At 49.7% G+C, this 11,885-nt stretch carries 10 protein-coding genes and 1 pseudogene; 3 read left to right on the forward strand and 8 right to left on the reverse strand.

What is annotated here, in order from left to right; all coding sequences use genetic code 11:
* Positions 1–9: 9 nt before the first annotated feature.
* Together SB719_RS04320 and SB719_RS04325 are read left to right on the forward strand one after the other, a co-directional pair.
* Positions 10–996, forward strand: a complete 987-nt coding sequence (locus tag SB719_RS04320) for a tyrosine-type recombinase/integrase (protein WP_065648044.1) — start codon at positions 10–12, stop codon at positions 994–996.
* Positions 996–3,101: a tyrosine-type recombinase/integrase gene (locus tag SB719_RS04325; protein ID WP_065647977.1), complete on the forward strand. Its 2,106-nt coding sequence runs from the start codon at positions 996–998 to the stop codon at positions 3,099–3,101. The genes SB719_RS04320 and SB719_RS04325 overlap by 1 nt, the downstream gene beginning before the upstream one ends.
* A gap of 159 nt (positions 3,102–3,260) precedes the next feature.
* Here the strand turns inward: SB719_RS04325 and SB719_RS04330 are convergent, their stop codons facing one another.
* From SB719_RS04330 to SB719_RS04360, 7 genes are all read right to left on the reverse strand, one after another.
* Positions 3,261–3,611, reverse strand: coding sequence for a DUF305 domain-containing protein (locus tag SB719_RS04330; RefSeq protein ID WP_065647976.1), 351 nt, complete (start codon positions 3,609–3,611; stop codon positions 3,261–3,263).
* Positions 3,612–3,739: 128 nt separating this feature from the next.
* The gene (locus SB719_RS04335) at positions 3,740–5,149 is read right to left on the reverse strand and encodes a heavy metal sensor histidine kinase (protein WP_065647975.1); all 1,410 of its coding nucleotides are present in this window, start codon (positions 5,147–5,149) and stop codon (positions 3,740–3,742) included.
* Entirely contained in the window at positions 5,146–5,826 is a 681-nt protein-coding gene (locus SB719_RS04340; protein WP_065647974.1) for a heavy metal response regulator transcription factor, read from the reverse strand. The genes SB719_RS04335 and SB719_RS04340 overlap by 4 nt, the downstream gene beginning before the upstream one ends.
* A 31-nt stretch (positions 5,827–5,857) precedes the next feature.
* On the reverse strand, positions 5,858–6,790 hold the full coding sequence (gene copD, locus SB719_RS04345) for a copper homeostasis membrane protein CopD (protein ID WP_065647973.1): 933 nt from the start codon (positions 6,788–6,790) through the stop codon (positions 5,858–5,860).
* Between the two features lie 4 nt (positions 6,791–6,794).
* The gene (gene copC / locus SB719_RS04350; RefSeq protein WP_065647972.1) at positions 6,795–7,175 is read right to left on the reverse strand and encodes a copper homeostasis periplasmic binding protein CopC; all 381 of its coding nucleotides are present in this window, start codon (positions 7,173–7,175) and stop codon (positions 6,795–6,797) included.
* Between the two features lie 31 nt (positions 7,176–7,206).
* On the reverse strand, positions 7,207–8,091 hold the full coding sequence (locus tag SB719_RS04355) for a copper resistance protein B (RefSeq protein ID WP_113655716.1): 885 nt from the start codon (positions 8,089–8,091) through the stop codon (positions 7,207–7,209).
* Positions 8,092–8,194: 103 nt separating this feature from the next.
* Positions 8,195–10,036, reverse strand: coding sequence for a copper resistance system multicopper oxidase (locus tag SB719_RS04360; RefSeq protein ID WP_065647970.1), 1,842 nt, complete (start codon positions 10,034–10,036; stop codon positions 8,195–8,197).
* A gap of 309 nt (positions 10,037–10,345) precedes the next feature.
* Between SB719_RS04360 and SB719_RS04365 the strand changes: the two genes are divergently transcribed.
* Positions 10,346–10,564 carry a hypothetical protein gene (locus SB719_RS04365; RefSeq protein ID WP_139074164.1) on the forward strand — a complete coding sequence of 73 codons (219 nt, stop codon included), beginning with the start codon at positions 10,346–10,348 and terminating at the stop codon, positions 10,562–10,564.
* Positions 10,565–11,423: 859 nt separating this feature from the next.
* Here SB719_RS04365 and SB719_RS04370 read toward each other — a convergent pair.
* Positions 11,424–11,846 (reverse strand): annotated as a pseudogene (locus SB719_RS04370) (copper-binding protein).
* Positions 11,847–11,885 lie beyond the last annotated feature (39 nt).

An 11,885-nucleotide genomic window follows, 5' to 3' on the forward strand; every position in this document is an offset into this window, starting at 1 on the left:
GTAAACACCATGATGATTCCACCAAATGAGGACGTTCTGGTACTGGCGGAGCGCTGGCTAAAACTGCTGTCCGACCTGGGCCGGGCTCAGGCCACACTCTCCGCCTACCGCAGTGCCCTCAGCCATTATTTTGCGTTCTGCAGCCATAACAGCATTGAACCTGAAAAGGCCCGGTTTGAAGACCTGGCCGTCTACATCCGCCCTCAGTTACCCGGCATGCCTTTTCCCGCGGCCAGCGCCACGCTCCAGCTGCGCCTTTCTGCGATCCGTCTCTGGTATGACTTTCTGGTTTATCAGGATATATGCAGTCTCAATCCATTACCCCGTGCGGGTTTGCCGGGGAGTGCTTATACGGGACGTGGTCTGGTTCCCCGTATCACACGTCTGCCCGTTATTCCTGATGATGAGCAATGGCTGAGATTTCTTAAACATGTTTCAACTGCCTCCCTGCGTGATCGGCTGATGCTCGCGCTTGCCTATTTTGGTGCACTCCGCCGTGCAGAGGTGACAGCCCTGGCGCTTGAGGATATCGACCCTGCTCATCGTCTGATTCGTGTCCGCGCCGAAACGACGAAAAACAGGCGGGAAAGGATAGTCTGCTACAGTCCCGCCGTAACACAGGTGCTGGCAAATCATTTCCGGCAGTTACGGCTCGCGGGTTACCGTGGAGGTGCATTGTTTCGCTCGTCTTCTGATCGTAACCACGGTGCCCCCCTGTCTTTCTGGAACTGGAGTAAAACTGTCCGGAAATGGGCTCTTGATGCAGGCCTTCCACAAATCACCACACATACCTTCCGCCATCTTCGCCTGACGCACCTGGCACGCTCTGGATGGAAACTCCATGAACTAGCCACATACGCAGGACACCGCGATCCGCGTACTACCCAGATTTACATCCATCTTTCAGGTTCTGATTTAGCTGGCCGGATGGCCGCTGCAGTAGCTGAAATTGATCGAAAAGTTGTCGGCCTTATTTTTCAGACGGAGATTCGCTGATGAAAGAAGAAGTAATCATTTGTACTTACAGCCCCTTTGAACGTACAAATTATCAGCTGAATGATGTGCTCACTGATGAAGAACGGGCAGCGCTAAGTACAGGCTATCGCAGATCAGACGCTCTCAACCAGCCGGGTTCTTTGTCATTGTTACTGATGCCTTTGCAGGATATTGCCACTCGCAGTGGAACCAGTGACAGGCTGATTAGAATCATAATTCTTTCAGTTCTGGCAGAAACACACCGGACAGGGAAACCCTGCTGGCAGTGGCCGCAGGAAAAATGGATTTCTCTGTTACAGCAGAATGAATCAGGCAGGCCGCTGCTTGCCGCTTTTGCCTTTCATCTTGGCCCATTTTCTTCTCCGTTCAGTTTGCCGCATCAGGGCGCGCCATCGCTGTATGCCCGAGCCATTTTTGGACAGAACATTTTTAGTCAGGAGCTCAGCCGTCTGACTGAAGTTCTGGTTTCTCTTGGGTATAAAAGTCAGAACCAGAAAAATGCTCTGTCAGCCATACTCGGCGTACTGATGCTGATGAATAACAATCCTCAACTTGAAAGCTTTACGATCGATCTGCTGTGGCGGGCGCAGAATTATCACGACCGGGGAATAGCAAAAACAGCTGGCAGGGTTTCACACGCACTTGCCGCAATGGGCATCATAAAAAATTCTGTGCGTATGCGGAATTATAAAGAATGGCATGAAAAATCCACGCAAGGTATCGCGGCAGACTGGGTCAGGTGGTGCCGGAAATGGAGGGATACGTCAGTGCTTCGCCCCCGATCACGGGAGAACCAGTACAGTTTTATTCTCCGCTGTGGGCTGTGGCTTGCCCGGCAATATCCGGATATTCACGAACCGGCCGACTGGACAATGGAAACCTGTGCCAGCTTTATTGCGGCAGTTGGACGAATGAAGGTGGGCGAGCTGTCACTGGGCACCGGAGGAGGTGCCCGGCAATCTGCCCGGATAGGTGAGCCCTTGCTGCCGAATTCCCGTAGCGGATTTGTGTATGCGGTTCGCCGTTTCATGATCGATTATGAAAACTGGGGCTGGGGGCGACTGAAATTCAGTCCGGCACGACATCTCTCTACGCCTGGCACTCCACTGTTCCGTCAGAGTGTAAATCCCCGCGTCATTGATGATCCGGTCTGGCTGAAGCTGATCTGGGCAAGCCTCAATCTGCGCCATGAAGATCTCCTGAGTGACATTCACTATCCTCTGTCCATGCTGCAGGCGATGGCCGTTATCTGGACACATGCCGGGCTGCGCCAGAACGAGTTAATGCGTCTTACTGCTGGCTGCATCACTCTGCAGGCGGATGATATCAGGCAGGAGGATGGTAACATCATTTTGGCAGGAACGCTTTGCTACCTCAGCGTACCGGCAGGAAAAACGTCTAAAGCCTTTGTAAAACCTATCTCTGCCGTCGTGAAAAAGTACGTTGATATCTGGCTCAGCGAACGTCCACAGGAACAGGCAGCTCTTACGGATGAGCGTACCGGTGAAAAAGTCCGCTTCCTGTTTCAGTTTCGGGGCAAACCTGTCGGCAGGGATGTCATAAACCGGACTGTCATCCCGGTTCTCTGTGCCAGAGCGGGTGTGCCTGTGGAAGACAGCCGGGGCCCAATTACCAGCCATCGGGGGCGCGCTTCAGCAGTTACAGCCCTGGCCAGTGTTCCGCAGGGCATGTCTTTGTATGAGCTGATGCAGTGGTCAGGTCATTCTACGCCTCAGTCCACCATGCATTATATTCGTATACGTCCTACCCAGCTGGCTGTGTCTTTTGTGAAGGCGGACCGGGTGGCGCATATGATGAGCGTGCTAATCGATCATGATCTGGAAGCTGTCAGCCTGACCGGACCGGCAACCTATTACGATTTAGGGGATTCTTTCTGTACGAACCCATTCTGGAGCAGTTGCCCTCACCGTATGGCCTGTATCGGGTGCGATTTTAACCTTCCTAAAGAAAGCGCCAGAGGCCTGTTGCTGGAAAGTAAGGCTTCAGTGAAGCGTTATCTGGAGGAAGTTCCGCTGACAGCTGACGAGCAAGAAATTGTCGTTAACGATATGGAAAAACTGGATTATGCATTGAAAAAACAGTAAAGCACCCTGTTTCGCCCCGGAGAACCATTTCGCCTGAAAAATGAATGCTGGACCCGGGGCGAAGGTTCAGACAGGTTATATTACTTTCTCATGAAAGATTCCCAGAGGTCCTCCGCCAGAAACCTGCTTTACGTTAACAGACCCCAAAGCGGAAGAGGATTATTTTTTCAGCCACGTTTCCATATGCTCAATTTCACCTTTTTGCGCTTTGATAATGTCCTCTGCCATCTTCTTCATTTCCGGATCTTTCCCGTATTTCAGTTCCGTTTCGGCCATGGCAATAGCCCCTTTGTGGTGCTCAATCATGCCCGAGGCAAACGCTCTGTCAGCGTCCTGCTCCTTCATGGCATTCATCATGCCGCTGTGCATCTTTTGCATACCAGACATGTACTCTTTTGAAGCCGGAGACATATTCATATCCTGGGACATCTTTGAGTCCGGCTGCTGAGCTATAACGGCAGCCGGCAGAACAAAAATCAGTGAAGCAAAAACAAAATGCGTTTTTTTCATAACGTCACTCCTTCATGTATTGGATTCAGACTTCAGATTTTCCCGATATCCTTTAATGTGCCGGGAAACCTATTACTGATACTAAGGCAGTACAAGACCATGAAAATTGCCGACCTGCTGGTAAAACGTTAAGACACCTCCCGGGGAGCCGGTATCATGGCCGTGAACGTAATTACATTATTGTTCATGGAAACCTGCAGATCGCCCTCATGAGCCAGTAAAACAGAACGGGTGATGGACAACCCCAGCCCGGCACCGTCCGTATTATGCTGACGGGAAGCGTCGCCCCGGTAAAAGCGGTCAAAAAGCCGGTTCAGACTATCCCGGTTGATATTTTCTGTGGGGTTAGAGACATGTATAAAAACCCTGCCGGCGTGGTGTTCAGCCAGCACATTAATGGCTGATCCGGGTAATGAATATTTTATGGCGTTAGTTATCAGATTACTCATTGCACGACGCAGCATCAGGCGATCGCCTCTGACAACTGCCTCCCCCTGCAGAGAAAGCGTTTTGCCGCTGTCACCGGCAAGCGGTTCAAAAAAATCGAGGAGCTCTTCCAGCTCTGCGTTTAACGAAACGTCCTGTTTCTCCAGAGGCATCAGCCCGTTTTCAGATTTAGCCAGGAAAAGCATATCACTGCTCATTCTGGCGAGCCGGCTCAGCTCTTCCAGATTTGAAAAAAGCACCTCACGGTAACTTTCGGCATCACGTTCACGTGACAGCGCAACCTGAGTCTGCATCATTAGATTACTGACAGGGGTACGCAGTTCATGCGCGATATCCGAAGAGAACTCAGACAGACGACTAAATGAATCTTCCAGCCGTTCAAGCATGCTGTTAAATTCAGCTACTGTTACCTTCAGTTCGGCTGGCAGATTATGGCCAGGGAGACGTTTGCTCAGGCTGTTAATCGTAATCGCCGAGGCAAGCCGGTTTATTTCATTCAGAGGCCTGAGTCCCATCCGGGTGACGAGCCATCCCAGAAAAACGGAGATAAATATCAGAGCGACATTAAACCAGACCAGCCATCTTTTAAGCTGACCGATAAACTCATCATGAAGGCTGGTATCATAGGCTGCCGTAATCAGTACATCGTTTAGTTTACCTGCGCTCTTCGCATTAATTTTTCTGACCATAACGTTATAACGCCTGCTGTCTTCCTCCACCGTCTGCATAATACCCGGACGGGTAGCTTCGCCGCTAAACCGCTCATAAGGCACCAAAAAACCGGGAGATGAATAGTCGGCCAGCATCTGGTTATCAGTTGTTTTAACGGAAAGATAAAGTCCGCTGTGACCAACCATGGCATCCGAAAGCTTTCGTGCAAGCGATGCGCTGTCGAGCTTTCCGGCGTGCACCTCACCCTCAAGAAGCTCTGTGGCAAGCTCAAGCTTTCCGGTCAGCAATGTGGCATCCTGATGACGAAAATAACTGCTGAGGGCGGCTACAAGCAGCACACTCGAAAGAAGCCAGACGGACATCATCACGCCGGCAAAAATTATGCTCAGTCGTGATGTCAGAGACCAGTTACGCTTCACTCTTCCCGTATCTCCAGCACATATCCGATACCCCGTACCGTGTGAATAAGCTTTGGTGTAAAGTCATCATCCACCTTACTGCGAAGTCGTCTGACGGCCACATCAATCACATTGGTATCGCTTTCAAAATTGATATTCCAGACCAGAGATGAAAGCAGGCTCCTTGGCAGCACCTCTCCGGTCCGCTGTAACAGCAGCTCAAGCAGCACAAATTCTTTAGCAGACAAATGTATCTTTTTGCCGGAACGGCTCACACTCCGGCGGGTGACATCCATAACCAAATCAGCAATGCGGTGCGTACCGGACGTTTGCGTACGGTTGCGTCTGAGCAGGGTGCGGATACGCGCCAGTAGCTCGGCAAAATCAAAGGGTTTGAGCAGATAGTCATCCGCGCCAAGATCGAGACCTTTAATCTTTTCACTGACGTTATCCCGGGCAGTCAGAAACAGCACGGGCTCTTCGTGCCGGGCCATACGCATCTGCTGAAGAATATCCCAGCCGTCCATTGAGGGCAGCATTACATCCAGAATAATGAGATCATAATGCTGTCGCAGGATATGCTCCAGTCCCTGACGCCCGTCGTTTACAAGGGTTACATCATATCCCGCTTCCAGAAGCCCCTGTCTCAGGTAGGTACCGGTTTTCAGTTCATCCTCAACGATCAGCATAGTGGTCATGGGCAGCTTTCCTGCAGGCTACGGTTAGTCGTTATTCCATACCGGTACCCGGCGACAGCGTGCCCAGCCAGGCGACGGTTGCCAGTATCAGTACCGAAACAGTAAATTCCGTGATAATGCTTTTACGCATCAGGTAAATACCCATCTTATATTGGCCCTGACGCAGGGCCGTTTCCAGTCGCGGTGTAAGCCGGAAGCGATTGGCGGCGGCCAGCAGCAGCATCAGAAAAAACAGAGCAGTTTTTATCAGCAGCAGCAGACCATAGTCACTGCCCGGCAGGGTACTCAGAGGCTTTTCAACCATAAATACGAAGTTAACCACGGCGGTGATGACAATGCTCAGCACAATGATCGTGCCGGCCCGGGCAAAACCCGACAGCGCTGCGGCCAGCTGGCTGGCATAGACAGCCTTTTCAGCCTTTTTGATGCATAAGAGCAGAGTAAAAGCCGCCAGTGCACCGATCCAGGCCCCGGCCGCAGTCAGATGAATAATATCGCTCAGAAGATGAAGATAGTAGCTGATGCCGTCATTCATTGCTGCATGTCCGCCCCATGCCAGTGTAGCAAGTGCTATACCGCCGGACAGGGTAAGCACATAACGTGACAGCCCTACATGCCTGAGCCGGAGGCCAAGTCCGATAAACGCCATGACCAGCGCAGCGAAGCGGATAACCCAGCTCATGCCCACAGCAGTTTCCCCGACAACCATCTCCATAATATGCAGAGTCAGTTCGCCGGGATCACTGACGCCACTCATGGCCTGAGCGACAAGCAGCATATTTGCAAGGGACAAAACCATGCCAGCAGAGATAAGCGTAAAAAAGAACGACCAGACACTGAATAACGATACCGATTTCTTCAATACTCCCTTTACCCCATAAATTTCGAATAAAGGCAGGCCAAAAAGAAGCATAAGATCAAGGTAAAGAAAAAAACGGATGATAATAAAAGTCTGATCGTTCATGGTATTACTTCACGCTAAAACTGTAGTTGCCGGTGCGGGGATGAGTATCAGAAGATACCGCCCGCCACTCCACTTTATAGGTTCCTGCAGGCAGAGTTTTTGCCGGTGTGATAACCATCGTTTTCGGATCGCTGCCCGCTGAGACTTTCGCCGCAACGGGCATTGGCGCATGAGAAGACATGCCCGGCATGGCGGTCATTACAAGACGTGCGCCGGAAAATTTCGTTACCAGATTTTCGGTGAAATGCAGTTCCAGTTTAGACGGTGCCGTTATCTGAGACTTATCAGCAGGGACAGCAGACGCAAGTTCCGGATGCGCCTGTGCAGCGAAAGTCGCGACAGAAGCAACTAAAGCAAAGAAATATTTGGCAGATGAATGTTTCATAATAATACCTGTTTTGTTTGAATTAACTGCATCAGAACCACATGCGAGCCCCGAGGAGGAAGCGCACTTCATTATCTTTTTCACCTTCACGGGCAGCCATATCAGCAGTATTGCCATAGAACTGGCTCCACGAAATTCCCACGTAAGGTGCAAATTCTCTTTTCACTTCATAGCGAAGGCGAAGAGCAAGTTCGGTACTGGAAAGGCCTTTACCGGTTTCCCGTGCTTCATCATCTTTCCCGTAAATATTTGCCTCAAAGGAAGGCTGCAGGATCAGGCGATTGGTCAGCAACACATCGTATTCGGCTTCCAGCCTGAGCGCAGTCCGTCCCTGCTCGCCGGCAAACGCAGTCAGCTCGCTTTCAAAGTTGTACAACGCCATGCCCTGAAAACCAGCAGCCAGCCAGGTTTGCGGTTTTCCGGGCCTGAAATCCTGCCGGGCACCGGCAACCACGTCCCACCAGGGTGTCAGAGCATGTCCCCATAAAGCCTGAACTTCTGCGGATTCGGCTTTACCTCGGGTGGTTTCACCTTCGCTACGTAACCAGAGTCGATTGATATCCCCGCCAGCCCAGCCGCTTACATCCCAGCTGAAGCCACCCGGATTGTTGTTTTTTTGCCATTCCAGCTGATCGGCAAGCACAAAGTAATTTATGCTGTTGTCATGAACCTTATGCCCATGTACGTCCGGGAATGCTGCCTTACGGTCCGCCTCCGTAACCGGCGGAATGAGTGTACGGCTTTCTGCTGGCGCCGCGGGCTGCATGGATTCCATACCCTCCATACCGGATGCCCCATGCATCATTCCTTCCATTGACGCATGATCCATTCCCTGCATAGCAGAATGGTCCATGCCTGACATATCATGCTGTTGTATATTGTCAGATGATCCCGTAGGTGCTGCAAACGCGGGCATCACTATCGCTCCGGCAAACGCAGTGCAGGCCAGCAATCCTGCAGCGGAACGTGAAAAATACTTTGTCATATCATTCCATCCTGAAACTGACATTATCGCTACCTCACTCTGTAACCCGGACTTCACGAAACATGCCGGTTTCCATATGGAAAAGAAGATGACAGTGATAAGCCCACCGCCCGAGTGCATCGGCAGTCACCCGATAGCTTCGGCGGGTGCCCGGAGGCATATCGATAGTGTGTTTGCGTACCAGGAAATTACCGTCCTCATCCTCCAGATCGCTCCACATACCATGCAGGTGAATGGGGTGCGTCATCATCGTGTCGTTAACCAGCACCACACGCACGCGTTCTCCATATCGCAGCGTAACCGGTTCTGAATCGGAGAATTTAATACCGTTGAATGACCAGGCGAATTTTTCCATATGTCCGGTGAGATGTAGCTCGATGGTACGCGACGGCTCACGCCCGTCCGGATCTTCGAATGTGCTTTTCAGATCGGCATACGTAAGGACTTTTCTGCCGTTATTACGTAAACCAATGCCCGGGTCACTTAATTTAGGCGCCGGCATCATGGCCTGCATATCAACCAGTGGATTGTCTGTTTCAGATGCAGGATGTTTCTGCATGTCCCCCATGCCACTCATACTGCCGTGATCCATCCCGGCCATGGCGCTATGGTCCATTTCCGGCATACTTTCTGCTGCTCCGGATACAGCTGAGCCATCCATAGCCTGCATAGCATTACCATCCATGCCTGTCATGGTGTCGTTATTCATGCTCTGCATCTGGCTGTGATCCATATCGCCCATGCTGCCGTGATCCATCCCGCCCATCCCCATATCGTCCATAGTTAGCCAGGGGCGTGGATCCGGATCTGGTACCGGAGCATAAAGCCCTTTACGGACAGCCAGCGTGCCGCGAGCGTAGCCGCTTCTGTCCATAGACTGCGCGAAAATAGTGTAGGCATCTTCAGCCGGCTCCACGATTACATCGTAAGTTTCGGCCACAGCGATGCGAAACTCGTCAACAGCAACAGGCTTGACATACTGACCATCAGCCGCCACGACCGTCATTTTCAGCCCTGGAATGCGCACATCAAAGTAGGTCATGGCGGAACCGTTAATGAAACGCAGGCGTACCTTCTCGCCTTTACGGAACAGCCCTGTCCAGTTTTTTCCAGGCCCCTGTCCGTTCATGAGATAGGTATATGTGGCACCACTGACGTCTGCCAGATCCGTCGGATTCATCTTCATTTCTGCCCACATTTTCCGATCGGACAAGGTACTGCCGAGACCTTTTTCCCTGGCGTCACGGAAAAAGTCAGAAACGGTAGGTTTCGCAAAGTTGTAATAATCGGACTGCTTTTTCAGTTTAGCGAGAATGTCTGATGCTTTTTCATCAGACCAGTCGGTAAGCATGACTATGTGTTCGCTGTCCCAGACAAACGGTTCTGGTTCAGCAGCATCAATAATAATCGGGCCATAAACACCGTCCTGCTCCTGCAGGCCGGAATGGCTGTGATACCAGTATGTACCGTTCTGCTTTAGCTTAAAGGAGTAAACATAGGTATCGTCCGGCTCAATACCATGAAAACTCAGTCCCGGTACGCCATCCATATTCGCTGGCAGAAGAATGCCATGCCAGTGAATTGATGTCGGTTCAGAAAGGCGATTTTTAACTCTTAATGTAACGGTATCGCCTTCTTTCCAGCGCAACAGAGGGCCTGGCAGGCCGGCATTAATGGTTTTTGCATACCGGGTTTTACCGGTGATATTAAGCGGCGTCTCGCCAATAAACAGATCAAAGTCTGTGCCGGTAAGTGTGCGGGACTGCATCAGGCTTACCGCCGAGAATGCATCGAATGTTCGCAGGCCCAGTCCGCCCACAATGCCAGTGGCAGTGATCCCTTTAATGAAATTACGTCGTGAACTTTTAAGCTGCATGACTGAACTCCGGCAATTTCCTGTTATCCCGGGAGAATGGCTCTCTCCGCATCGGAAGCACAAGCCGTGCTTACCGTTCAGGATGAAAAATTTTTTGTTACCGGAAAGCTACCACAGCTACAGACTTTGTGTGATTACAATTGTGTAATGTTGGAACGCACTGTTTATAAATTACATTTCTGTCATTTTTCGCCGTAACGTTTTTTCTTCTGTACGATGAACATCACTAAGGCCACAGGTAAACCCGGCTGGTAATTGTTTATTCTTCTTTTACATTCAACGTTAAGGACTGCCACCATGAAAAAAGTAATGCTTATCCCTCTTATGATCCTGATTTCCGCTTCGTCCGCATGGGCACAGCAGCATCCTGAAACAGCACCAGATAACACTGATAACCGTGTTTCTGTCTCTTTGATGAATGAGCATGAACGTGCCATTCTTGCGCATGAGAGCATGGATAATGCAAACTCAGCTGCGCATCAGAGCATTATCGATATGCACCGTAAAATGATGCTGGAAGAGAAATAACGGATAGTATGTAGACAGAAAATTCGCCCGGAGTTTTCTATTCTTCTTTGCCACTGCATCCGGGATGTGTTGTGTATTACCCTCATCATTAATGTATTTCCGGTAAATCTTCTTTCAGGCTGATTTCAGCCGGCCCGCTGACTGTGGCGGGCTACATTTTTATATTTTAAACATTCTTTTTACCGCAGACCCCGGTTTACTCAACGAGCAGTAAGGTGTAACTGTATTTACCTTTTTTACCCGGTTCAAGTGTTGTCTGCCAGCTAACCGCCCTGAACCTGCACTGCAATCTGCGATTTATCTTCAGGTTATGCCTGAACGGCCTCATGCTGAAACGATAGAAAGCATCGAAATGAAAATACAGCCGCTTACAGAATGTCATCAGAACCAATAAATTTTGAAGGTCATTTTTTTACGTTTAATGTCGTATACGCCGCTGTCATGCATAATGAAAAACTCTAAACCGTTCAGGAAAGCGCATTATTGCTTCGCCCGTAAGTATTTAAAAAATTGACAAAGAAATTGATTAACGTGCTTTGGCAGCACTCGAAAAAACAAGCAGAATTAAGCAAGCCATTTATTTAGAAATAACACATTGCGTCATGTAAAAATACTAACATGGTTGAAATGGCTTCGACAGAATTCCTCAGCATTAGTTCGAATCGATAAAGTCTTCAATTGCATCAGGAAAATAAAAAATAAAATTAAATATCATAAAAAGATGCTGTTCGTTTATAAGTGTTGCAAAAAAGCCCCGAACAGGGGCTGATTTGAATAAATGGTTCGTATCTGTAAGGTACGAATTTCTGCATCTGAATAAAATATTAAGGACTGATATAGCAACCCGCTTCCGTCAGTTTTACTTCATGCCGCGATGTATTGCAGCCATTGACTGGTGTGCTTCTGACTGGCCGTTACTCATATTTTCGTGGACAACGGCGGCCCTTTCATGTTCATCCATTTCTGCAAAAGATGGCGCGGTACTTGATTTCATGCCGGCCATCTCATCAGACATCTTCTGATGGTTCTTCGCCATTTTCTGATGGGCATCAGAAGCACCATTTTTCATGGAATTATGAACAATAAGGGCCTGTTCTTGCTGATCCATACTCTTCATTTGTGATACTTCCCCCCTGACAGATTCAGGAACGAATGAAGACGGTTATTGGTGCGCTGCCGCCTGGGCATTATTAACATGCTCATGAATGTTAATGTTTACATCCGCCCAGGCTGAAGGAATTAAGCTAAGACCGACAAAGGAAGCGAAGATTAAAATTTTCATAATAAGGTCCCCATTGACAATGAAATAAATAACGGACTG

The organism is Pantoea sp. SIMBA_079, assembly GCF_046940275.1.
In the GTDB taxonomy this organism is placed as follows: Bacteria; Pseudomonadota; Gammaproteobacteria; order Enterobacterales; family Enterobacteriaceae; genus Pantoea; species Pantoea borealis.